Origin of the sequence: Brachyspira sp. SAP_772, assembly GCF_009755885.1 — a bacterium.
Classification (GTDB): Bacteria; Spirochaetota; Brachyspiria; order Brachyspirales; family Brachyspiraceae; genus Brachyspira.
In genome coordinates this window covers 143562-167815 of sequence record NZ_VYIX01000002.1, presented here as the reverse complement: position 1 = coordinate 167815, position 24254 = coordinate 143562, and the positions used below count along the sequence as shown (strand labels likewise).

Below are 24254 nucleotides of genomic sequence, written 5' to 3'. Positions count from 1 at the left end.
ATTGTGTTTTAACCTTTATCTGAAAATTAATTATATTATACTTTATAGTATTACTAATTACAGTATTGACATTAATAAACTAAAAATGTATACTAACATCTAAGTATGCTTAGGAGATAAGATGTACAATATAGCAGAAATAGATCTAAAAGCATTACAAAACAATATAAAAATAATTCGTTCTATGACAGAAAATATAGAAAAGACAGAAAAGACTAAATTACTTGCTATAGTAAAAGCTAATGCTTATGGGCATGGAATTGTAGGAATATCTAAAGAGTTAGAAAAATTGAATGTGGATGCACTTGGAGTTGCTACTGTAGAAGAGGGAGTAAAAATAAGAGAAGCTGATATAAAAACTCCTATAGTTGTTTTATTTCAGCATTTTAGAAATGAATCAGAATATGTTTGCAATTATAATTTAACTCCAATTATAAGTAATGCTGAATGTTTGGATGATTATGACAAGTTTTTAAAAAAGCATGATAAAAAGTTAAAGTTGTATATCAAAGTAGATACTGGCTTAAACAGAATGGGTGCTAAACCTAAAGAGGTTTTAAACCTAGCAAAGAAGGTTTTATCATATAACACTTTGGAGCTAGAAGGAATTAATACTCATTATGCTGCTTCAGATATGTTTGATGATGCTTCAAAAGAGTTCACAGAAAATCAAATAAAGGTTTTTAGCGAAGTACTTAATAATTTAAAAACAAACGGCATAAAAATAAACAATGCTCATACTGCCAATTCGGCTGCGTTACTTTATTATAAGAATGCTTACTTTGATATGGTCAGAGCGGGAATAGTGCTTTATGGTTATACAGAGAAGCTTCATGATTTTGGATTTAAGCCAATACTAAATTTAAAATCTAGAGTTGTTTTAGTTAGAAAAATAAAGAAGAATGAAACTGTTTCTTACGGCATGACTTGGAAGGCTAATAAAGATACAAATATCGCTGTAATACCGATAGGATATGCTGACGGAATGTCAAGAAAGCTTTCTAATAATTGGGAGGTTAAAATAAAAGGCAAGTATTATCCTATAGTAGGAAAGATATGCATGGATATTATGATGGCAGATATAGGAAATGAAGACAACATAAAAGAAAATGATGATGTCTTAGTATTTGGAGATGATGATAGGATTAATGCTAATACTATGGCAAACAAAATAGGTACTATAAGCCATGAGGTTTTAGTACGCATTGGTGAGAGAGTTAAGAGAGTTTATAAAAACTAAAATTAGATAAAAAATATTTTTAATAAAAAAATACTTTTTAAGGAGTACATCAAAATTTAATTAAACTATATAAAAAAGGAGATTATTATGGTTGAGATGATAGCAAAAATCAACGGCATTATTAATGGTTTTGTATGGGGACCTATAATGCTCACCCTATTGGTTGGAACTGGTATATTTTTAAGTATTCGAACTGGTTTCTTACAAGTTACACAAATACCTTTATGGGTAAAACATACTTTTGGTTCTTTAGCAAAAAAACAAGATGCTGATGATAACATTACACCTTTCCAAGCAGTAAGTACAGCATTAGCAAGTACTGTTGGTACTGGAAACATTGCTGGAGTTACTACTGCAATAGTGGCAGGAGGACCCGGAGCTTTATTTTGGATGTGGTTTGCTGCTTTCTTTGGAATGGTTACAAAATATTCTGAAGTTATATTAGCGGTTCATTATAGAATTAAAGATGATCAAGGTCATAACCATGGCGGACCTATGTATTATATATCTAAAGGTGCTAATTTGCCTTGGCTTGGAAGTATATTTGCTGCTTTTGCTGCTTTGGCTTGTTTTGGTGCTGGAAACATGACTCAAACTAATGCTATGGCTGCTGTTGTTTATCAAAATTTTGGAGTACCTAAAATTATTACTGGTATTGTTGTTGTTGCTTTAACTGCTATTATAATAATAGGCGGTATTAGAAGAATAGCTACTGTTACAGAGAAGCTTGTTCCTATTATGTGTGTTATATATTTAGCTGCTGGAATCATTATTTTAGCTCTAAATTTAGATAAAATACCTCATGCTTTTCAAAGAGTATTTACTGAAGCATTCAATTTAAAACAAGTTGGAGCTGGTTTTATGGGATACACTATCATGATTGCTATGAAATTTGGTTTTGCAAGAGGTGTATTTTCAAACGAAGCTGGTTTAGGTACTGCTCCTATGGCTCATGGTGCTAGTAACTCTAAAAACCCTATAGAGCAAGGTTTATGGGGTATATTTGAAGTACTTATAGATACTTTCTTTGTTTGTACTTTAACAGGTCTTATGGCTATTATGTTCTTAGAGGCTAATCAAGGTACTACATTGAATGGTGCTGAATTAATATCTGCTTCATTTGGTGCTCATTTAGGAAGCATTGGTTCTGTAATACTTACTGTATCATTAATACTATTTGCTTTCTCAACTTTTGTTGGTTGGTCACACTATGGTGTTGTTGCTTTAGGATATCTTACTAAAAGAAATAAAATGGCTTCTTATACTTATAGAATTATATTCTTAATTGTTGGTATAATTGGTGCAGTAGCTCAGTTAGATTTGATATGGTCTATAGCAGACACTTTGAATGGTCTTATGGCTATACCAAACTTAATAGGTCTTTTAATTTTATCTCCAAAAGTAGCTCAGCTAACAAGAGATTATTTGAAAGATCCTTCTTCAACTATTATGAAAGACTAAAAGTAATAAATAATAAAGCACTCGCTGTAAAAAGCGGGTGTTTTTTTATTTGCAGAAAAGTTAAAATGTTTGCACTTTCGCGAAGCGTGCCCGAAGGGCGAAAACTTTTTGCGGCGGGAAAAAGTTGAATAAAACAAAAATTTAAATTATAAAATATAGTTGTTTAACATATCCTAAAATAATTTAAGTTTTTAATTTGTTTTATTTTTTCGGGGACTAGTCCCCGTACCCCTACTTCTTTTGCGACCGAAGGAAGTGCCCTTGCGGCGTGCCACAAAGAAGCAAAAAGGCTGCATTTTATTATAAATTTTATAATTTAATTGTATATTAAATGTATTCCCCCGCACGTATAAGAAGTTATAATTAAAACATAGCATTACCGTGCGGCAAGGTGGTACAGCTCGTACGCAGGAAAAAGAACAACAAAAAATTGATAAACTTAAAATTATATATCTAAATAAATATAATTTTTCATATAATTTATTTTTATAATAAATCAGCTTTTTAAAAATCTTAAACCTTTAAAGCACTCTCCCCGTTAGAATCTATTGCCACTATTAGCATCATATCCTCTACATAAAGCTCTCTAATAGCCTCAGTGCCTAAATCTTCAAAAGCTATTACTTTGCATCTCTTCACGCAATGAGACATATATGCAGCAGCCCCGCCTATTGCACAAAAATAAACACCTCCATATTTTTTTATAGATTCAATAACCTCTTTAGACCTTGCACCTTTACCTATTGTAGATAAAACTCCTAGCTCTGTTAGCTTTGGAGTGTAGGCGTCCATTCTATAGCTTGTTGTAGGTCCAACACTTCCTATCACTTCATTTGGTTTATTTGGTGAAGGACCTGCATAAAATATTGTTTTGTTTTCTAAATCTAATGGCAATTTTTCTCCGATATTTATCATATCTATTAATCTTTTATGTGCGGCATCTCTTGCAGTATATATATTGCCTGTTAGGCTTATCATGTCGCCTGCTTTTAATGTCGATAATATTTCTTTTGTTAGAGGAGTGTTTATTTTTTTTATTTCCATAAAACCTAATACCTTAAAAATTTTTATTAAACTATTTATAAAACAATTTCTCTGTGTCTTGTTGCATGACAGCCCGTACACACGCATACAGGAAGCGATGTTATATGAGTGGCATACATATTTATATGCACACATAAAGCAGTGGTCTTTCCTCCAAAACCAGATGGTCCAATATTCATTTTATTGATTCCTTCAAGAAGTTCTTCTTCAAGCTTTTGTAAACGCTCATCATTATTTTTTGAACCCACCTCTCTAAGTAAAGCCCTCTTAGCAATATCAACGCATTTCTCCATATTGCCTCCAATACCAATACCCACAATCATAGGAGGACAAGCATTAGCTCCAGCAGTTTTTATTGTATCATAAACAAACTTTTTTATTCCATCTATTCCAGCAGAAGGAGGAAGCATGGCAACCTTTCCCATATTCTCACTTCCAAACCCCTTAGGTGCTGCTATAATCTTTACTTTATCACCTTCAACTATATTATAATGAATAATAGCAGGAGTATTATCATTTGTATTTTTTCTCTCTAGCGGGTCATTTACAACAGACTTTCTTAAATAACCTTCTTTATACCCTAATGCCACACCTTTGTTAATAGCATCTGTTAAGCTTCCGCCTATAAAATGAACATCCATTCCAACATCAACATATATAATCGCCATTCCTGTATCTTGACATATTGGCTTTAATTCTTCTTTTGCAATTTCCGAATTTTTTATAAGTACATCAAGTATATTTTTTGGAAGGTTCTCTTCTTCTTGTGCTAAAGATTTTTTTAATGCATTTTTTATATCATCGTTTAAATAAATATTAGAATCTATGCAAAGTTTAGCAACATTTTCTGTTATAACATTAACATCAATTTCTCTCATATATTTTTATACCCTATTAATAATTGTTATATACTAAAAATTTTTATTTTATTAAAATTTATATCTTTTAATTTTAAATACCTGCGGGGCTTTGCCCCACACCCCACTTCTTTTACGACCGAAGGAAGTGCCTGTGGTATTGGTATAAAAGAAGCAAAAGAACTGCAATTTCAATAAAATTATTCTAGTATATTTATAATACAAAATAAAAATTTAATTGTCAATTTTAAAAAGTAAATTTAAAATCTGAAAATAGATATAATATAAAGCTTTTTAAATTTTTACTTGTACTTTCGCGAAGCGTGCCCGAAGGGCGAAAACTTTTTGCGGCGGGAAAAAGTTGAATAAAAAAATAATATAACAAAATATACTTATTTCAGAATATACTGAAAATTTTTAACTTTTTTTATTTTTATTATTTGCAGGGGCTTTGCCCCGCACCCCACTTCTTTTGGTGACCCAAAGAAGCAAAAAGACTGCAATTTCAATAAAATTATTTTAGTATATTTATAATAAAAAATAAAAAAGAACTATAGTACTTGAAACAACTCGTTTTTTATGAATTTAATTATTTTTAATTATTGCAAAATAGAATAAATAATTTAATATTATATTGTAAAATTATCAATTCTATAATTGAGTACAAAAATGAAAGAATTATACAAATTAGATAATGCCGCAAAACTTTTTGTATCTATAAAAAATAAAAAAAACATTCCAATCTTTAGAGTTTCAGCTATATTAAAAGATAAAGTAAATGAATCAATACTGCAAAATGCACTAGATATCACAATGAAAAGATTTCCAACATTTGCACTTTCAATAAAAAAAGGACTGTTTTGGAATTACTTTGAAGAAAATAACAGAAGACTATTAGTTGAAGAAGAGAAATATTACCCATGCTATAATATAAATTATAAACTTAATAATGGTTATTTAGTTAGAGTGGTTTATTATCAATATAGAATATCTGTAGAAGTGTTTCACTCTCTTGCAGATGCCACAGCTTTAATAAGTTTTTTGAAATCTCTGCTTTATCATTATCTCACATTATCAGGAAAACAAATTAATGACCCTAATGAAGATGTATTTAAAGACAGCATACACACAACTCGCGATTATGATGACAGCTTTAAAATGCACACACAAGATAAAAAGGCAACAACAAAAGAAAATAAAATTAAAAATGTTTATTTAATAAAAGGCAAGCAATTAAAAATATACGGCAACAATGTTGTTCATGGAATTTTTAGCGTAGAAAATATTAAAAAAGAAAGCAAAAAATATAATGTTACTATCACAGCCTACATAGCTTCACTTTTAGCGTACTCTATATATGAAGCAAAAATAAAAAATAGATTAGACGGTAAAAATATAGTAGTATGCATTCCTGTTAATCTAAGAACAATATTTCCTTCAATATCTTTAAAAAACTTTTTTGGTGTGGTTAATGTACAAATAAATACTTCCAATGAATTAAGCTTTGATGATATTATAAAAATAGTTTCTAATGAAATGAAAGAAAAACTTCAAAAAGAAAAATTAGAAAACTTTATTTATCAAAACACAAAATTAGAAAATAATATATTAACAAAATTTATTCCATTATTTATAAAAAACTTTGTGGTTAATTTAGCTTTTGAATTATTTGAAGATAAGTTAAAAACTCTCACATTATCAAACTTTGGAAACATTATTCTTCCAGAAGACATGAAAGAATATATTAATCATTTTGAGGCTGTGGTTTATAATACAATAAATAGCCCATTAAATGTAGGTTTATGCAGTTTTGATGATAAACTCTCTGTTACATTCAATAGAACAATTATAGAAACAGATATTATAAAACATTTCTTTCAAAATATTTCAAAAGTTACAAAAACAGAAATTTATTCTAATGATTTTGGAGTGTAGAAAAATGCCTTATTGCAGCAACTGTAAATTAGAAATAAAAACAAACAAATGCCCATTATGTTTTAGTGAATTAGAAAATAAAAATAATACATATTGCGAAGAGTATCCTTCCTATGATTGGTATTATAAAAAAATAAAAAAAGTTAATGCTAAAAAGATAGTTTCTTTAGTTGCTGTAAGTGCCATCGTCATTATAATGCTTGTTAATATATCAACTTCTTCAAAATATAATTGGGCTATGATATCTATAGTGTCTGTTGCATCTGCATATTTTACCTATATATGTTTTACAGCTTCAATATTTTATTTGAGGCAAAAATTATTAATAGAGTTTTTTATACTTCTTCCTTTGGTGATAATAATAGATATATTCAGCGGATTTTATAAATGGTCTTTCAATTATGTAATGCCTTTTTTATCGCTTGGATTAAATCTTTCAATGCTCATAATAGCAATTATAGACCATAAATATTTTAATGAATATGTTTCTTATATAATTTCTGCTGCTTTTATATCTATGCTAATTATTATTTTACCGCTATTTAATTTTCTATATTGGAGTAGTTTGGCTGCTTTTGGTTCGGGTATAATTGTTATTCTTACTATGATTATACTATTTAGAAATGAGTTTATTTTATCTTTGAAAAAAATTTTTAATGCATAAAAAAAATATTATATAAAAAATATTAGGAGTTTTTTATGGATAAGAAAATAAAGAAAATAAAAAATACAAAAAAAAATAAAAACTTAATAAAAGAATATTTAAGCTATCCTGTAATGGCTATTAACTTTATTAAGGCAGATAAAAAAATTAAGCCCACTAAATTTAAATACGACAAAAACAAAAGACAATATATTCTATATTTCCCAGCACAATTAAAAGAAAATGAAAAGCCGAAAAAACAATTAATAGTATATATACATGGCGGAGGCTGGAGAGAGGGAAGTGCTGATTTATATAGATTCGTTGGAAGAAGATTTGCAAAAGAAGGTTTTAATGCAATACTATTAGGTTATAGATTAAGCAAAAAAGCTAAATACCCAGCACAAATAGAAGATGTATTTAATGGATTTAATAAAGCACTTTCTATATTAAAAGAAAAAAATATAAACTATTCTAATATAGTTGTAGTAGGTTCATCTGCAGGTGCTCATTTGGGAGCTTTACTTGTTTATAATAAAGACATGCAAAAGAAATATAATGTTGATATAAATAATTTTAAAGGTTATATATCATTAGGAGGACCAACAGATTTAAACGTATGCACTAATGAAATTATAACTCCTATGCTCGATCAGCTTTTTGAATGGAACTACAACAGAGATTTAGCAAACCCTTATAACTATATAGACGGCAGTGAAAAAAATAAAGTATTATGCATACACTCAGGATTAGACCCTATTTGTGATGTTCAAAACTCAATTAATTTTTCAAACAAAGTTAATAGTTTTAATGATGGTTTAGCTAAATGTATAGTATTTGAAAACAAAGAGATTTATCATAATAATTTAGTTAATGGTATATTCTTTGAGACTATGGACAGCAACAATATAATGGACGAAGTTTTTAAGTGGATTGAAACATTGTAATATATAAAATTATATTTCATCAATATTTATTTAATTTATTGTTCTTTTCCCGCCTTACGCTCTGCGGACTTCGTCAAAGAACCAAAAAGTGCAAGTGTTTAGCTTGACATATTTGGAATATATAAAAGCTAAAATAATATTTATATTTTGTATAAAAAATGTGGTTCTTTTGCTTCTTTTATACCAATAAAAGAACTGGATGCGTATACCATACGGCCTCTTCGTAGGGGAAAAGCAACCACTAATAAAAAACTTAATTTTTTTAAGATGTACTTAAACAACTATATTTTCTCAATTTATAAAAAAACAAAAGCCTTGAAATTAATTCAAGACCTTTGTTTATTTAATGTAATAATTTTATATTATAATTTTTATGCTAAAAATTTAGAAATAAAAGGCATTAAAATCTTTATTAATAAAAGAGCTGACAATATCCAAGTAAATAATGTAATCTCTTTTGTTCTTCCTGTTAATAGTTTTAATAAAGTGAAAGCCAATATACCAAAAGTTATTCCCTCAGCAATACTGTAAGCAAAAGGCATAAATATAATACAAACAAAAGAAGGTATAGCTTCTGTATAATCAGTAAGGTCAATTTCTAATATAGGAGTCATCATAAATAAACCAACTATTATAAGAGCAGGTGCAGTGGCAGCACTAGGTATAGATAAGAATATATGTGATAAGAATAATGATATAGTAAATAATATAGCAGCTACAACAGCAGTAAGTCCAGTTTTTCCGCCCTCAGCAACACCAGAAGCACTTTCAACATAAGTAGTAACAGTAGAAGTACCCATGCAAGCACCAAATATAGTTCCTACAGCATCAGCAAATAAAGCCTGTTTACAGCGAGGAACTTCTCCGCTTTTTGTAAGCATATTAGCCTTTGTACAAACCCCAACCAATGTACCAACTGTGTCAAACATATCCACAAAAAGAAAAGTAAATAATACTATAAACATATTAGGATGAAGAAGATTAGCAAAATCTAATTTGAAAGCAACAGGCTCTAAAGAAGGAGGAGCAAAACTTGCATAAGGAGAAAGCTGAGTAATTCCCATAGGTATTCCTATTATAGTTGTTAATAATATACCAATTAATATAGCTCCTTTTACATTGTATGCAAGAAGTAAAGATGTTATTAATAAACCAATGATAGCAAGAAGCGGAGAGCCTGAAGTAATATCTCCTAATGAAATTAATGTTGCATCATTGTTAATTATAATCTTAGAGTTTTGAAGACCAATAAAAGCAATAAATAAACCTATACCAACAGAAATAGCTCTTTTCATATTAAGAGGTATACTGTTTACAATTGCTTCTCTTACATTAAAAATAGTTAAAACTAAAAATATAATACCTTCAATAAAAACAGCAGTTAAAGCAGTTTGCCAACTATAACCCATACCAAGCACAACAGTATAAGCAAAGAAAGCATTAAGCCCCATACCGGGAGCTAAAGCAAAAGGTAAATTAGCCAAAAGTCCCATAATTAAAGTAGCAACTATAGAAGATACTACTGTAGCAGTAAATACAGCCCCCTTATCCATACCAGTAGCACTAAGTACGCTAGGGTTTACAGCTAATATATAAGCCATAGTCATAAATGTAGTAATACCAGCTATGATTTCGCTTTTTACATTAGTTCCATTTTCCTTTAGTTTGAAAAACTTTTCCATAAATAATCCTTATAATAATTTTTAATAAAGAAACAATATATATATTTTTTGTTATTATTGCAATAGAATATTTTGATATTATTATGCAAATAAAAGAAGAGACTTAAATCATTTTTTAAGCCTCTTCTCTAATAATAAGGAATAACTACTTTATTTATCTATTGTTTTTTATCTAGTTTCTTTTTTATTTTATTAGTCGTCAAATTCCTGACCTAATAAATTACCAGCTTTGTCTATATAAAGTTCCATCATGTTGTTCATTTTTACTTTATAAACATTATAATTTTCCATTTCTACAGCCCAAATTTGTGCTTGCGGATAAGTTGCTCTTGCTGTAGCTAATACTGCTTGAGGAACTTGATTTAGAGGTATATACCAATCAGCAAATAAAGCTGAAGAACCTATCACGCTTACAGCTATTAATAAACATATTATTTTTTTCATTATTTATCTCCTTTTATTTTATTTTTTATATTTAACTATTAATCATCAAATTCTTGACCTAATAAATTACCAGCTTTATCTATATAAAGTTCCATCATATTGTTCATTTTTACTTTATAAACATTGAAATGCTCCATTTCAACAGCCCAAATTTGTGCTTGCGGATAAGTTGCTCTTGCTGTAGCCAATACTGCTTGAGGAACTTGATTAAGAGGTACATACCAATCAGCAAATAAAGCTGAAGAACCTATTATACTTAAAGCTATTAATAAACATATTATTCTTTTCATTATTTACTCCTTTAATTTAAATTTATAGTTTTAATAATTATCAATCATCAAATTGCTGTCCTATTAAGTTACCATTACCATCAATATAAAGTTCCATCATATTATTGAGTTTAACTTCATATATAGTGAATTGTTTTTCTACTTTAATAATAGCAGCTTGAGGGTAGGTTTTATTAACAGTAGCTAAAACATTAGCAGGTAATATTGTAGTAGGCATATTTCCATAACTTTTTACTTCTTTCCATTCACCATTAGGGAAAAAGTCAATTTGTGTTCCATTAGCTAAATATACTTCTATATCTTCCCAATCTCTCTCTATGTAAGTTACTTCCACATTTTGAAAATGCTTTGCTATGAAATCTTGAGTGTTTTGAGGCAAAGATGATAACGGCACTCCATATCCATATTGAACATTACTATCTGGTGTTTGCATATAAGGATTATACATTGTCATATCATTTTGAGTTGCTGGTTGAGCAGCTGCATTAGTATCTGCTGCTAAGTCATTAGTTTGTGCTAATAGCAAGCTTGAAAAGATTGATATAATAAAAATAACATTTAATATTTTTTTCATTTTAAGCTCCTTAATGAATCTAAGTAAATTATCTTTACAATTATAATTATAGTATAAGCTAAGAGTTTTGTCAAATTTTTTTACTAATTTTTTACAAAAAATATATATTTTTTGCAGTTTTTTTGCTCTATCAATATGATTTTATCAAAAAATAATTAGAATTTGTAAATTTTAAGTAAATTTAGAATGTAAAACTATATTTTTTATACCAAAAAAGTAAAAAATATTTACTATTTCTATGAAAATATAAAAATAATTATTTTTTTTATTTACCTATACAAGTGTTGATTCGGTTATATATTAGTAGTATTAATAAGGGGGAACTTTTTTAATTATTTATTCGTCTAATTAAATATATTGTAAAATTGGCTTGCTATTTTTTATTTGAAGTTTATAATTTATGAGTAAAAAAATAAATTTTTTATTAAATTTATGATGTAGCCTTCTCAGGAGTAGTATTGTGAGGATTAGTTTTATTATTATATTGATTACAATATTTAGCATTTCTCTATATTCACAGAGCAACGAAAACTACACAAACTCTAAGATAAGTATAAATTTAGAACAAGCATTAGATTTAGCTATTGAAAATGATAAAACCTTAAAGCAGGCGGAATATGATGTACGCATAGCTCAAACTCAAAAAGATGCATCATTTTCTGACTTATTCTTACCTTCTTTAGGTGTAACAGGATCATTAAATATATCAGAACCTCAAGAAATTGCTAATATATATACAGGTATTAAAACAAGTCCTGATACTTGGTCAGCTGGTGCCACTTTATCAAAAACGCTTTTTACTGGATTTAGAAATTGGAATACTGATAAAGCTAGAGAAGTAAACTTGCAGATGATGAAAGATATATATTATGATGAGAGAAAGAATGTTGCAATAAACACACAATTAAATTTTTACAATACATTTGTAGCTCAAGAAAATTACAGAGTATATTATCAGCAGCAGCTTAATTACAGTAATAGAATGAGAGAATCTTATATAAAATATAGAAATGGACAAGTTTCAGAGTATGAATATTTAAATGCAAAAGTACAATATGAAAGCACAAAACCTCAGCTTGTTACGCTTAGCAATAATTATGAAAGTTTAAAATTAACATTTATAAGACAAATAGGTTTAACAAATGTATCTGATGATGTAGAATTAGTAGGCAATATATTGGACGCTACAAAAATAACATTACCAGATTTAGATATAAATGTAATATTAGATTTGATAATGGCTAATAATATAGAACTCAGCAATATGGCTAATAATATAGAGATGCTTGAATATAATAGAAAAGTGGCAAGAAGTTATTTATGGCCTACACTATCTGCTAGTGCTGATGTGAGCATTATGACAGAAGATCAAGTAAAAAACGAAAATAATAATTTTATTAAAAGAAGGGGTTCAAGATTTAATTGGGGTGTTGGAGTTTCATTAAATTATTCTCTTGATTCTTTACTTCCATTCTCATCTACAGCAAAAGCAGCAGAAGAGATTCAATTAAGCATTGAGCAAATGGAAGTAAGCTATGAACAGTTAAGAGATAATATAGAGATAAATAGTAGAAATTTAATATCTACAGCAAAATCTCAGGAATTAACATTACAATCTCAAGCAGAAAATGCTAGAACAGCTGCATATGCTTTACAAATGGCACAAAGACAATACAGAGGCGGTACAATATCCACACTAGAGCTAAGCGATGCAGAACTTACTTATTTAAATGCGCAGCTTGCATATTTACAAGCTATATATGAATATTTTTCAAGCACATTACAAGTATTAAAGCTTCTAGGAGCTTAAGGAGAAAACAACTATGACATTATATAGAAAAATTATTTTAATACTTTCTACAATTTTATTAATAGGTACATTTTCCATTTCTTGTAAAAAACAAGTCGATTTAAAAAAGAAAGAAAATCCTATAAGTGTACTTGTTGCAGCACCTGTAAGACAATCTTTAGAAGAATATCTTGAGCTTTCTGCTGAAATTAAAGCAATAAAAGAAGTAGAGATATCATCAGATGTTCCCGGTAAAATTGCAAACATACTAAAATATGAAGGCAGCTTTGTAAACAAAGGCGACACTATAGCATTAATAGATAGATTTGTAATAGGAGCAAATTATGCATATGCTCCAGCAAGAACACCTATTTCTGGTTATGTAACTACAACATATATGGCAGTTGGTGCTTCTATAGCAGCTGCTACACCAATAGCAAATGTTGCTGATATTAGCAAATTGGAAGTAGAAATACAAGTGCCAGAACGCTCTATTGCTGGTATAGAATTAGGTCAAAAAGTTTTAATAAGAATTCCTTCTTCTCCAAACAAAGAAGTAGAAGCTACTATCACAAAAAAAGATTATGCAGTTAATCCTGCAACTCGTACTCTAATGGTAAAAGCTTTAATTGATAATAAAGATAGATTATTCCTACCCGGCATGTTTTCTGATGTATCAATACTCTTAAACTCTGCTAATAATATTTTCGTAATACCAAATAGTGCTACATTTTCTGATGATTTAGGAAAAAACTATATTTATGTTGTAAAAGAAGATAATTCTCAAAATCCTCCTCTAGAAGGAAAAGTAGCTGCTGATAACACTAATAAACAATACAGAGCATACATCAGAGAAATTGATATATTATTTAGATCCAAAGACAAAGTTGCTTTAAGCGGCGGTTTAGAAGATGGTGAAGAAGTGGTAATGTTTGGCAGAGAGTTTTTAAAAGACGGCTCTTTAGTAAACAGAATAGAAAATGACCCTACAATATTAGAATATATTACACCGCAAAATGTTAATACAAATGAAATAGTAACTAATAATACAACTACTGTAAAACAAACAAATCAAAGAAATCAAACAGTAAATCAAGCAAAACAAACTACTGCAACAAAACCAAAAACATCAACATTATTAGCAAATAATACTAATGCTGCTAAAACTACTACTCAGCAAAATACAGCCGCAAAACCACAAACTAACACAACTGCAAAACAGCAAACTAATACCGTTGCACAAACTAATAATGTTATAAGAAATACAGCAGAAAAAGATGCTGCCGATAATGAAGATGTAGTAAAAAACACTGAGCAAACAAATAATAGTGATATTTATTCTGTTGGTAAATAAAAAATTATTATTTGTATTTTAGAGAGGTTTATTAAATTATGAGAAGTTTTATTGAATTAATAGTAAAAAGGCCTGTTTCCGTTTTTATGGGAATAGTAGCGGTTTTCATACTTGGTGTTGTAAGTTTATCTAGGCTTCCTGTTGACTTTTTGCCAGACATGGAATTGCCTTTTATTAGTATTAGAACTACATATGATAATGCTGGTCCAGAAGAGGTAGAAAAATCTGTTTCAAGAATTATAGAAGCTGCTGTTTCTTCTGTAAACAATATTAAAGAGGTAAGTTCATCTTCAGAGGAAGAAGATTCAAATGTATTTATAGAGTTTAACTGGGGAAGTGATTTAGCATCTGCTACTGCGGACATAAGAGAGGCAATAGACAGAATAAGAAAATCTTTGCCTGATGATGCTGAAAGCCCTGCTGTTTATAAATTTTCTACTGATAATATTCCTGTTATGGAAATATCTTTCTATGGTACTGACAATTTATCTGCATTATACAATTTAGTTGATAATCAGATACTTACTTCTATAGAGCAGGTTGGCGGTGTTGCTATGGCTGAGATTAGAGGCGGACTTAAAACTCAGATTAAAGTTGATGTTGATATGAATAGGCTTCAAGCTTATGGTCTTGATATTAACTCTATAGTAAGCACTTTGGCTATGGAAAACCAAAACATTTCAGGCGGTGAAACTTATGAAGGTGTTTATAAATATACTTTAAGAACTACTGGTGAGTTTAAAACTGTTGATGATATAGGTAATGTTGTAGTGGCTTTAAAAGATAATAACACTCCTATAAGACTTAGAGAATTGGCTGTAGTTTATGAGGGTTATGATGAAGACGGAGACGTTATAAAAGTTAATGGTACTCCTGCTGTTAACGTTTCTATAAACAAAGAATCTGGTGCTAATACTGTTGCTGTTTCTGAAGCTGTTAAAAAAAGATTAGACAACTTAAACTTACCCGGCGACATAAAATACGAAGTATTATTCAATAGTGCTGATAACGTTAATAATGCCATAAAAGGTGTACTTGATACTGCTTGGCAGGGTACTTTATTTGCTATTGTAATACTTATGATATATTTGTGGAATATAAGAACTGTACTTATAATAGCTATATCAATACCTATGTCAATAATTGTTACATTTACTTTGATGTATTTCTTCGGCACTACATTAAATATTATCTCTCTTTCAGGACTTGTACTTGGTGTTGGTATGATGGTAGATAACTCTATTGTTGTACTTGAAAATATATTCTACTACAGAAATAATGGTTATGGTAAATATTCATCTGCAATAGATGGTACTTCTACAGTGGCACTTGCAATATCTGCTTCTACTCTTACAACAATAGCAGTATTCTTGCCATTCCTATTTGTAGAAGGTCAAACTGGTCAGATGTTTAGAGACTTATGTATTACAGTTACAGTTTCTATGATAGCTTCTTTGGCTGTTGCTTTAACTATAGTACCTATGCTTGGTGCAAGACTTGTAACTACTAAGAAATCTAAATTCTTCTATCGTTTTGAAGTATTTTTTGATAAGAATTTCCACTCTAAAGTTAACTATGTATACGAAAAAATATTAACTTATTCTGTTAATCATAAAAATAGAGTATTAATTCCTGTTATAAGCGTAGTATTTGCTGTTATAATTGTGGGATTAATATTTATAGGTAAAGAAGGTTTCCCTCAATCTGATGAAGGTCAGTTAATGGCAAGTATACAAATGCCTATAGGTACAAGAAAAGAGCAGACTGGTGCTTTTATAGACAGAATGAGAAAAGACGTTGAAGAGGTTATCGGAAAAGACTTAAGCAGAATACAATCTAGAGCTAGATCAGGTTCTGATGCAAATAAAGGACAAATAAGAGCTAAATTAATAGACAAATCTGACGGAAGAACTGTAGAGACAGAAGAGTATGTTGAAATGGTTAGAAAGAAATTAGCTGGATATCCTGCTACAATTAACGTTGATAGTGTAACTAGTATGCGTGGAGGCGGAAATAGCACTTCAAGCGGTATAGATATTGATATAGTTGGTGAAGATTTAACAAGAGCTAGAGAATTAGCTAATAATATAATAGCAGCTTTACAAGATGTTCCGGGTCTTAGGGACGTACGTTTGAAAAAAAGTGATTCTAGCCCTGAGCTTAATGTAACTATAAACAGAGACTTAGCTTCAAAAATGGGACTTAATATTAACACCGTTGCTAACTCTATAAAAACAAGTTTCGGCGGTACTACTGCTACAAGAATGACTCCTGATAATTCTGAAGTTACTGATATTGATGTTATAGTACAGCTTAATGAAAGAGATAGAATAAATATAGATGATGTTAATAGAATGCTTATTCCTACAGCTGCTGGAATGGTACCTGTATCTGCAATTGCTGATGTTAAAAAAGAATTAGCTCCTACAGAAATAGAGAGAAAAAATGACAGCAGAATAACTTCAATTACAGCAGCAGGTTATGGCAGACCTATGAACCAAATAATGAATGATATACAAAAAACTATCAATGAAAAAGTATTCATTCCTGCTGGTTTTAGTATTGTTTATTCTGGTGATTATGAGGACATGCAAGAAGCATTTGGTCAGTTATTACAAGCTTTAATATTGGCTTTAGTATTGGTATATGCTATTATGGCTAGTCAGTTTGAATCTTATATAGCTCCTTTCGTTATTGCGCTTGCTATACCATTTGGTTTTGCTGGTTCGCTTTTCTTGCTTCTTTTATCAGGACAGACTTTAAGTGTATACAGCGGAATTGGAGTTATAGTACTTATTGGTATTGTAGTTAATAATGGTATTGTACTTATTGACTATATGAATCAGCTTATGCATGAGAAAAAAATTAACGGTGATGCTGCTGCTTTAATTGCTGGCCCTAGAAGATTAAGACCTGTACTTATGACTTCACTTACTACAATATTAGGTCTTCTTCCTATGGCTTTATCAAATGGTGAAGGTAATGAGATGTATAAGCCTTTATCTTTGGCAGTGCTTGGAGGATTAAGTGTTTCTACTTTGTTTACTCTTGTTATAGTACCTACTGTTTATGCTGCTATTAGAAATAGAATACCTCTTAAAGACTATGATGCTAAAGATTTGGCTAGTATTGAAACTAATACAAATGTTGATGATGCTTTAAGTACACCCGGTAAATAATTAAAGTGATTAATAATAAATAAAATAAAGGCTTGAGTTTTTATACTTGAGCCTTTTTTATTATGTTTTTTGAATTTATTTTTTAAAAGTATTTTGCTAACCCAACGCACGGTTAGAAATATTTATAAACAGAGCTAAATAACCATTATAATTTTATTTACAAACAAATAAATTTTTCAACGTGCGTAATATTTTATGCTAATTATTATGGTATTAAATTTTTTTCTATACTATAATGATTTCAATAAATTTATATTAGGAAACTTTTATGTCAGTTGCTAATGATAATTATTCTAGCAGGGATTCAGAATATTATTTTGATAAGGCAAATATTTTTTCTCTTGAAGGAAAATATAAAGAAGCTATAGTATATTATAATAAAGCTATAGAATTAGGTCATAATTATAGTGTTGCTTATTATAACAGAGGAAGTGTTAAAGCTGATTTAGGTGAATATGAAGAAGCTATTAAAGATTATGATATGGCTATAGAGTTAGACAATAATTATACTTATGCTTATAATAATAGAGGGCTTGCTAAAGATTATTTAGGTGAATATGAAGAAGCTATCAAAGACTATGATAAAGCTATAGAGTTAGACTCTGATTACAGTGATGCTTATAATAACAGAGGAATTGTTAAAAATGTTTTAGGTAAATATAAAGAAGCTATTAAAGATTTTAATAAAGTAATAGAATTAAACCCTAATGATAGTGATGCTTATTATAATAGAGGAAGTGTTAAAGATGTTTTAGGTAAATATGAAGAAGCTATTAAAGACTATGATAAGGCTATAGAGTTAAACCCTAATAATAGAGCTTTTTATAATAACAGAGGAGTATCTAAAGAAAATTTAGAGGAGTACAATGAAGCTTTAAAAGATTATAAAAAGGCTTTGGAATTAGACCCTAACTATGATACTGCTAGAGAAAATATAAAAGAGATTCAAGATAAATATGGCTTGAAATAAACTTTACACACGATGAATAAAACCTAAAAAATTAACAGCATTATCAATTGAAATTTATTAAATAATTAAAATTCGTTAATCGTGCGTCAAATGGATTTTAAATTTAATCATCACTTGGGTTGGGGGTGCTTTTTCTTATCAAGTTATTAATATAATTAAAGTTAAAATTTGAAAATACACTATAAAGAATAAAGGGCGGGGTATGTAAATAAATTTTAAAATTTAATTACACTCCCCACCCTTAAGGCTTTTTGTGTTATCAGATATTTTTGATTGTTTTTATTTTTTGTTTATATTGTTATTTTGCTGCCCGCCAAGCGTTTTTTAAATTTCTTGCCGCTTCACCGCACGGTTTAAAAATTAACTATAAAGAATTTGATGATAATATCATTTAAATAATATATAAAAATCAGTTTACCGTGTGGTTAATATTTTTAAAAATCATTTTAAATCTTGAATTTATTTATTAATCTTATATGCTTTAAAATAATAAAATTATAATATCGGAGTTTTATAAAATGAAATTTGCTTATTTAATAATGGATAAAATCTTTGATTCTAAAAATGATAAAGCTTCAATACACAATGGTGTTTCACAAATAATCGGAGTATCAAATATAGAAGAAGCTATTGAAGCAGCTAAAAATCTGCAAAAAGAAGGAATTGACTGCATAGAGCTTTGCGGAGGTTTTAGAGAAGAAGGAGCAAAAAAAATAATAGAAGCTACTGAAAACAAAATAGCTGTAGGCTTTGTGGTGCATTTAAAAGAGCAAGATGACATTTATAACAAATTATTTTCTCATTAAATTTAATAAATAAATACTTTTTTATACAAACTTATATTGACAATTTTTGTGTACATGTTAGACTATACTAACACTTTATTAGATTATTAAAATTGGAGAAAGGAGTTATTTATGAAACTAACAGAACTCGACATAGAAGAAGGTTTTGTTGTAGATAATGTGGAGACACAGGGGGAAATAAGACAGAGAATTATAGAGATGGGTTTTACAGCTGGTGCTAAAGGCTGGATTGTGAGAAAAGCCCCTCTTGGCGACCCTATTCAAGTTCATATTATGGACTATGAAATATCTTTAAGAAAATCTGAAGCAAATGGAATTGAAGTTTCTAAGGCAGATGTTGAAATTAAAAAAATGGCTGATATAAAAACAGGCAAAGTAAAAAAAGAGAAAAAAAATAATGCCTGTGATTTATTTTTAGAAGACAAAGAAGAAATTAGTAAAAAATTAAAAGTTCCTTCAAACAATACAAAATTAAAAGTTGCTATTGCTGGTAACCCAAACTGCGGTAAAACAACAATATTTAACGCTTTAACTGGTGCTAATTATAAAGTTGCTAACTACCCCGGTGTAACCGTTGAAAAGAGAGAATACTCTATGCTATACAACGGATACACTTATGATTTGATGGACTTACCCGGGGTGTATAGTTTAAGTGCCTATTCTCAAGATGAGGTTGTAGCTTGCAATGTGCTTCTTAATGAAAAACCTGATTTTATTATCAATGTTATAGACTCTACAAATTTGGAAAGAAATCTTTATCTTACTTTACAGTTAGTAGAATTAGGTATACCTATTTTATGTGTACTTAATATGTACGAGCATGCAGAAAATGAGGGTATAATCATAGACGAATCTAAATTGGAAGAATTGTTTAGACTTCCTGTAATGAAAGTTCATGGTAACAAACATGAAAGCGTACTTTTAATATTAGACAAAATAGAAAAAATTTATGAATCTGGAAACAAGCTTAATAGAGAAGCCGCTTTAGAATATGGTGCAGATGTTGAGCAGTCTATAAAAAATATTGTTAGTGCTATGCAAGGAGATATATCTGACCTTCATAAGAGATGGCTTGCTATAAAGGCATTAGAGAAAGATGAAAGAGCAATACACTCTGTAAGACGCGAATGCAACAATGGCGGAGAAGTAATAGAGACAATAAACAAAGAAATTATAAGACTAGAGACAAAAGAAAACTCTAAAACAGACTCTATTATGGCAGATAAAAGGTACTCATATATTAGAGGTGCTTTAAAAGAAGTTATAAAAAGAGATGATATACAGGCATTTAATTTCACAGATGCAGCAGATGTAGTATTTTTAAACAAATGGCTTGGCATACCAATATTTTTAGGGGTGTTGTGGCTAATATTTAAAGTTACTTTTACACTAGGTGCATATCCTCAAGGCTGGATTGAGATGGGTATTGGTGCATTAGCATCTTTTGTATCTAATCTTTTACCTGAAGGAAGCTTGTTACAGTCTGTTGTAGTTGATGGTGTGATAGGCGGTGTTGGTGCTGTGCTTTCATTCTTCCCATTAGTATTGATATTATTTGTTGGTATATCTTTTCTTGAAGACTGCGGTTATATGGCTAGGGCTGCATTTTTAATGGATAAAGTTATGCATAAGTTTGGGCTTCATGGGCAATCATTTATACCTATGTTTTTAGGTTTTGGCTGTACTATACCAGCTACTATGGCTGCAAGAACTTTGAGAAATAAAAAAGATAGAATTGTAACTGTACTTATAACTACATTCATGAGCTGCGGTGCGAGGATTCCTGTTTATGTATTATTTACAGCGGCTTTCTTCTCTCCAAAAATGGCTCCTACTGTAATGTTTAGTATATATATAATTGGTGTAGTAATGGCTTTTATTGTGGCGTTCATATTAAGAAAATTATTTTTCAAAGGAGATGAAACTCCTTTTGTTATGGAGCTTCCTCCGTACAGAGTGCCTCGTGTAAAAACTGTTTTAAGACATATGTTTGATAGAGGTTGGATGTACATAAAAAAAGCTGGTACTTATGTATTTGCTGCTTCTGTTTTAATATGGGCATTGATGACTTTCCCTCAGTACAATCCTACAGAAGAAGAATCTGCTGAGTTAATGGATAGAGCAAAAACTGTATTAATATTAGAAAATATAGATGTAAATGATGAAGAAGCTTTAAATGCTGAATATGATAGACTTGTAGCTTCTGAAGGTTTAAGAAATAGTTTTGCTGGTAAGTTAGGAACATTTGTAGAGCCTGTAATGAAGCCTTTAGGTTTTGACTGGAGAATAAGCATTGCATTAATAGCTGGTGGTGCTGCTAAAGAAGTATTTGTTTCAACAATAGCACAGATAAAATCTATAGAAGAAGATGAAACTACTTTAATAGAAGCATTAAGAAATGACCCTGTATTTAATCCTATAGTAGCTTATGCTTTGCTATTATTTGTGTTGTTATATTTCCCTTGTTTTGCATCAATAGCTGTTATAGGCTCTGAAATAGGCAAAGCTTGGATACCTTTCTTAGTAGTTTATACCTTAGCTGTGGCTTGGATAGTGAGTTTTGTGTTCTATCAAATTGCTGGAAGAATAGCTGGAATTATCTAGACTTCATAATATAACCTATTTTTATTAAAATCATAGATACCTAAGCTTAATGCTTGGGTATCTATTTTTTTTAATAATCTTATATTTTCTTTATAATTATTTTTATACCAAACAAAACTATAGTTATACACTCTTTTGTATTATTTATGCCAAATAATCTAAACCAATTATTAGACCTACAAGTTTCTTTTTCTACATGATAAACTTTGTTAAGTAAATAGCTATTAAATAAATATTCATCATAATTTTTACTTTTTTTAATAGATAAATATTCTATAAAATCGATATTCTCAGTATCATTTTTTTTATTAATTTTATTTTCTTCTACGTGAATTTTTTTATAGAAATCTTTTAAAGATTCATAAGCATCTAATTTAGTTTTTTCAGATGATGCACGATAAAAATTTGTAATAGGAATTAAAATTTTTAAATATATTTCATCTAATAACTCTGGATAATTTTCTTCGTAATATTTTAAAGCATTATTCATATGTATTATAGCATTAAACATACTGCTAGATGAAGCTTGTTGGAATGTATATTTAGAAGATAATGAATCTTTTCTTTGTCTATAATAATAAATAGATGCATTATTAAATGAAATTTTAGGCTTATGTGCCATTAACCTTATAGTAAAATCAGCATCTTCTATACCCAATTTTATATCCATAAAATATAAATTATTTTCTAATAGAAATGAAGTTTTATAAAGCTTATTCCAAACATATGGAGTTACTGCTTGCTTACTATAGAAATTTTCTATATCATTTAAATTCCAAGTACTTTCAAATTCTCTTTGTTTAAAAGTATAAAGAAATTTTCTAGATTTTTTATTCTCATAAAATTTAATATTTAAAGTGTTTACAATATCAGAATCATATTTTTTTGCTGTATTATACAAATTATATAAAAAATCTTTTGAAATAAAATCATCAGAATCTATAAAAGATATATATTCTCCTTTAGCTTCTTTTATACCAGTATTACGAGCAATACCTAAACCTTTATTTTCTTTATGACTAATTATTTTTATTCTATTATCCTTTTTAGCATATTCTCTTAATATATTTACACTATTATCTTTGCCGCAATCATCTATACAAATTATTTCTATTTCTTTTAAAGTTTGATTAATTATAGTATCTAAACATTTTTCTAAATAATTTTCTACATTATATATAGGTACTACTACACTTACTTTTATCATAAATAATTTTCTCCATGATTAATAATAAAAACATATATTACTAATATTTTTTTATACAAATTTTAATTCCAAATAAAATAATAACTAAATAATCTTTTGAATTATTAATACCAAAAAATCTAAACCAGTTATTAGTTTTTTTAATATTACATTCACAATTATTAACTTTATATAATGCTGTTTTATTAAATAAATATTGATCATAATTTTCACTAGTTTTTAATGAAATATATTCTAAATAATATTTAGTATTTCTTTCCAATGTTGTATCAATTTTATTATAATCAATATGCATATCTTTTACAAAATCATGTAATATATAATATTTAATACTCATATTTTTAATTGACAATTTATTAAAACAATACAATATAGAATCTATTATATTGATATATAATAGATCTAACAATTTATCATCATTTTTTTTAAATAAAGAAATAGTATCTTTATAATTATTTATAATATTTTCAAAATATTCCCCATTTGTCTGTAATGAGTTTACTATAGAATCTTTTCTAGAACTTCTGTAATAATAAATTACTCCTGTATTAAAAGAGGCTTTTGGTTTATATAATAATAATCTAAATACAAAATCAGCATCATATGCCGCGCCTTTTTTATTTTCTCTAGATAAAATATTGTTTTCTAATAAAAAAGAAGTTTTTAATAATTTACTCCAAAGTGTAAAATATATACTATCTTTAAAATTATATATGTTATTTAATCCAACATCTGCTTCATATTCTTTATTATGATATTTTGGAGTTTTATTTAAATAAGACTTTTCAATATTTATAATATTTTTTATATTTACAACATCTGAATTATATTTTTTACCTGTATTATACATACATTCATAAAAATTTAATGATATGCAATCATCTGGATCCATAAAATGTATATATTCACCTTTTGCTAATTTTTCCCCAACATTTCTTGTATAACCAACACCCATATTTTCTTCATTCTTTATAATAACAATTCTATTATCTTTTTTGGCATATTCTTCCAATATACTATAACTATTATCTGTAGAACAGTCATCTATACAAATTATTTCTATATCTTTTAATGTTTGGTTTATAATACTATCTAAACATTCTCTTAAATAAGGCTCTACATTATAAACAGGTATTATCACACTTACTTTTATCATAAATAACCTTTTTATATTATATGTTGTTATTATAATATAAGTTTGCATTTTAGTCTATTAAACAATTAACTT

The 24254-nt window shown here is 28.6% G+C and carries 19 protein-coding genes; 11 read left to right on the top strand and 8 right to left on the bottom strand.

The window, feature by feature from the left end; genetic code table 11:
- The first annotated feature begins 121 nt into the window (after window positions 1–121).
- Window positions 122–1240, top strand: a complete 1119-nt coding sequence (alr, locus tag GQX97_RS05945) for an alanine racemase (RefSeq protein ID WP_157151043.1) — start codon at window positions 122–124, stop codon at window positions 1238–1240.
- 87 nt (window positions 1241–1327) lie between these two features.
- Window positions 1328–2701, top strand: a complete 1374-nt coding sequence (locus tag GQX97_RS05940; protein ID WP_157151042.1) for a sodium:alanine symporter family protein — start codon at window positions 1328–1330, stop codon at window positions 2699–2701.
- A 513-nt stretch (window positions 2702–3214) separates the two neighbouring features.
- Here the strand turns inward: GQX97_RS05940 and GQX97_RS05935 are convergent.
- Together GQX97_RS05935 and GQX97_RS05930 are read right to left on the bottom strand one after the other, a co-directional pair.
- The gene (locus GQX97_RS05935; protein WP_157151041.1) at window positions 3215–3745 is read right to left on the bottom strand and encodes a Fe-S-containing hydro-lyase; all 531 of its coding nucleotides are present in this window, start codon (window positions 3743–3745) and stop codon (window positions 3215–3217) included.
- A gap of 35 nt (window positions 3746–3780) precedes the next feature.
- Entirely contained in the window at window positions 3781–4623 is an 843-nt protein-coding gene (locus GQX97_RS05930) for a fumarate hydratase (protein ID WP_157151040.1), read from the bottom strand.
- Window positions 4624–5271: 648 nt separating this feature from the next.
- Here GQX97_RS05930 and GQX97_RS05925 point away from each other — a divergent pair.
- Genes GQX97_RS05925 through GQX97_RS05915 form a run of 3 tightly spaced genes read left to right on the top strand, consistent with a single transcriptional unit; the run spans window position 5272 to window position 8127 of the window.
- Window positions 5272–6537 carry an alcohol acetyltransferase gene (locus GQX97_RS05925; RefSeq protein ID WP_157151039.1) on the top strand — a complete coding sequence of 422 codons (1266 nt, stop codon included), beginning with the start codon at window positions 5272–5274 and terminating at the stop codon, window positions 6535–6537.
- A gap of 4 nt (window positions 6538–6541) precedes the next feature.
- Window positions 6542–7201, top strand: coding sequence for a DUF6320 domain-containing protein (locus tag GQX97_RS05920; RefSeq protein ID WP_157151038.1), 660 nt, complete (start codon window positions 6542–6544; stop codon window positions 7199–7201).
- 35 nt (window positions 7202–7236) lie between these two features.
- The gene (locus GQX97_RS05915) at window positions 7237–8127 is read left to right on the top strand and encodes an alpha/beta hydrolase (protein ID WP_157151037.1); all 891 of its coding nucleotides are present in this window, start codon (window positions 7237–7239) and stop codon (window positions 8125–8127) included.
- A 371-nt stretch (window positions 8128–8498) separates the two neighbouring features.
- Here the strand turns inward: GQX97_RS05915 and GQX97_RS05910 are convergent, their stop codons facing one another.
- From GQX97_RS05910 to GQX97_RS05895, 4 genes are all read right to left on the bottom strand, one after another.
- Complete coding sequence (locus tag GQX97_RS05910; protein ID WP_157151036.1) at window positions 8499–9809, bottom strand: NCS2 family permease; 1311 nt, start codon at window positions 9807–9809, stop codon at window positions 8499–8501.
- A 192-nt stretch (window positions 9810–10001) separates the two neighbouring features.
- Window positions 10002–10253, bottom strand: coding sequence for a PepSY-like domain-containing protein (locus GQX97_RS05905; protein ID WP_157151035.1), 252 nt, complete (start codon window positions 10251–10253; stop codon window positions 10002–10004).
- A gap of 38 nt (window positions 10254–10291) precedes the next feature.
- A complete protein-coding gene (locus GQX97_RS05900) occupies window positions 10292–10543 on the bottom strand; it encodes a PepSY-like domain-containing protein (protein ID WP_157151034.1) in 252 nt (83 codons plus the stop codon).
- 40 nt (window positions 10544–10583) lie between these two features.
- Window positions 10584–11117 (bottom strand): PepSY-like domain-containing protein, encoded by a 534-nt coding sequence (locus GQX97_RS05895; RefSeq protein WP_157151033.1) that lies wholly within the window; start codon window positions 11115–11117, stop codon window positions 10584–10586.
- Window positions 11118–11577: 460 nt separating this feature from the next.
- On the opposite strand from GQX97_RS05895, the gene GQX97_RS05890 reads away from it, so the two are divergent.
- The 6 genes from GQX97_RS05890 (at window position 11578) to feoB (ending at window position 21819) form a co-directional block, all read left to right on the top strand.
- Window positions 11578–12927: a TolC family protein gene (locus GQX97_RS05890; RefSeq protein WP_157151032.1), complete on the top strand. Its 1350-nt coding sequence runs from the start codon at window positions 11578–11580 to the stop codon at window positions 12925–12927.
- Between the two features lie 13 nt (window positions 12928–12940).
- Window positions 12941–14260, top strand: a complete 1320-nt coding sequence (locus GQX97_RS05885) for an efflux RND transporter periplasmic adaptor subunit (protein WP_232473269.1) — start codon at window positions 12941–12943, stop codon at window positions 14258–14260.
- A 38-nt stretch (window positions 14261–14298) separates the two neighbouring features.
- Entirely contained in the window at window positions 14299–17439 is a 3141-nt protein-coding gene (locus GQX97_RS05880; RefSeq protein WP_157151031.1) for an efflux RND transporter permease subunit, read from the top strand.
- 268 nt (window positions 17440–17707) lie between these two features.
- Window positions 17708–18409 (top strand): tetratricopeptide repeat protein, encoded by a 702-nt coding sequence (locus GQX97_RS05875; RefSeq protein ID WP_157151030.1) that lies wholly within the window; start codon window positions 17708–17710, stop codon window positions 18407–18409.
- Window positions 18410–18927: 518 nt separating this feature from the next.
- Window positions 18928–19215, top strand: coding sequence for a DUF6506 family protein (locus GQX97_RS05870; RefSeq protein WP_157151029.1), 288 nt, complete (start codon window positions 18928–18930; stop codon window positions 19213–19215).
- A 111-nt stretch (window positions 19216–19326) separates the two neighbouring features.
- Window positions 19327–21819 (top strand): ferrous iron transport protein B, encoded by a 2493-nt coding sequence (gene feoB, locus GQX97_RS05865; RefSeq protein ID WP_157151028.1) that lies wholly within the window; start codon window positions 19327–19329, stop codon window positions 21817–21819.
- 79 nt (window positions 21820–21898) lie between these two features.
- Here the strand turns inward: feoB and GQX97_RS05860 are convergent, their stop codons facing one another.
- Together GQX97_RS05860 and GQX97_RS05855 are read right to left on the bottom strand one after the other, a co-directional pair.
- Window positions 21899–23026 carry a glycosyltransferase family 2 protein gene (locus GQX97_RS05860; RefSeq protein ID WP_157151027.1) on the bottom strand — a complete coding sequence of 376 codons (1128 nt, stop codon included), beginning with the start codon at window positions 23024–23026 and terminating at the stop codon, window positions 21899–21901.
- Window positions 23027–23066: 40 nt separating this feature from the next.
- On the bottom strand, window positions 23067–24182 hold the full coding sequence (locus tag GQX97_RS05855; protein WP_157151026.1) for a glycosyltransferase family A protein: 1116 nt from the start codon (window positions 24180–24182) through the stop codon (window positions 23067–23069).
- Window positions 24183–24254: the final 72 nt, after the last annotated feature.

Excerpts from the sequence above, each read along its gene's own strand:
- GQX97_RS05895 (WP_157151033.1), bottom strand. The coding sequence starts at position 11,117 with ATGAAAAAAATATTAAATGTTATTTTTATTATATCAATCTTTTCAAGC.
- GQX97_RS05920 (WP_157151038.1), top strand. The coding sequence starts at position 6,542 with ATGCCTTATTGCAGCAACTGTAAATTAGAAATAAAAACAAACAAATGC.
- GQX97_RS05860 (WP_157151027.1), bottom strand. The coding sequence starts at position 23,026 with ATGATAAAAGTAAGTGTAGTAGTACCTATATATAATGTAGAAAATTAT.
- feoB (WP_157151028.1), top strand. The coding sequence starts at position 19,327 with ATGAAACTAACAGAACTCGACATAGAAGAAGGTTTTGTTGTAGATAAT.
- GQX97_RS05915 (WP_157151037.1), top strand. The coding sequence starts at position 7,237 with ATGGATAAGAAAATAAAGAAAATAAAAAATACAAAAAAAAATAAAAAC.
- GQX97_RS05935 (WP_157151041.1), bottom strand. The coding sequence starts at position 3,745 with ATGGAAATAAAAAAAATAAACACTCCTCTAACAAAAGAAATATTATCG.
- GQX97_RS05855 (WP_157151026.1), bottom strand. The coding sequence starts at position 24,182 with ATGATAAAAGTAAGTGTGATAATACCTGTTTATAATGTAGAGCCTTAT.
- GQX97_RS05870 (WP_157151029.1), top strand. The coding sequence starts at position 18,928 with ATGAAATTTGCTTATTTAATAATGGATAAAATCTTTGATTCTAAAAAT.
- GQX97_RS05880 (WP_157151031.1), top strand. The coding sequence starts at position 14,299 with ATGAGAAGTTTTATTGAATTAATAGTAAAAAGGCCTGTTTCCGTTTTT.
- GQX97_RS05900 (WP_157151034.1), bottom strand. The coding sequence starts at position 10,543 with ATGAAAAGAATAATATGTTTATTAATAGCTTTAAGTATAATAGGTTCT.
- GQX97_RS05905 (WP_157151035.1), bottom strand. The coding sequence starts at position 10,253 with ATGAAAAAAATAATATGTTTATTAATAGCTGTAAGCGTGATAGGTTCT.
- GQX97_RS05940 (WP_157151042.1), top strand. The coding sequence starts at position 1,328 with ATGGTTGAGATGATAGCAAAAATCAACGGCATTATTAATGGTTTTGTA.
- GQX97_RS05885 (WP_232473269.1), top strand. The coding sequence starts at position 12,941 with ATGACATTATATAGAAAAATTATTTTAATACTTTCTACAATTTTATTA.
- alr (WP_157151043.1), top strand. The coding sequence starts at position 122 with ATGTACAATATAGCAGAAATAGATCTAAAAGCATTACAAAACAATATA.
- GQX97_RS05910 (WP_157151036.1), bottom strand. The coding sequence starts at position 9,809 with ATGGAAAAGTTTTTCAAACTAAAGGAAAATGGAACTAATGTAAAAAGC.
- GQX97_RS05930 (WP_157151040.1), bottom strand. The coding sequence starts at position 4,623 with ATGAGAGAAATTGATGTTAATGTTATAACAGAAAATGTTGCTAAACTT.
- GQX97_RS05925 (WP_157151039.1), top strand. The coding sequence starts at position 5,272 with ATGAAAGAATTATACAAATTAGATAATGCCGCAAAACTTTTTGTATCT.
- GQX97_RS05875 (WP_157151030.1), top strand. The coding sequence starts at position 17,708 with ATGTCAGTTGCTAATGATAATTATTCTAGCAGGGATTCAGAATATTAT.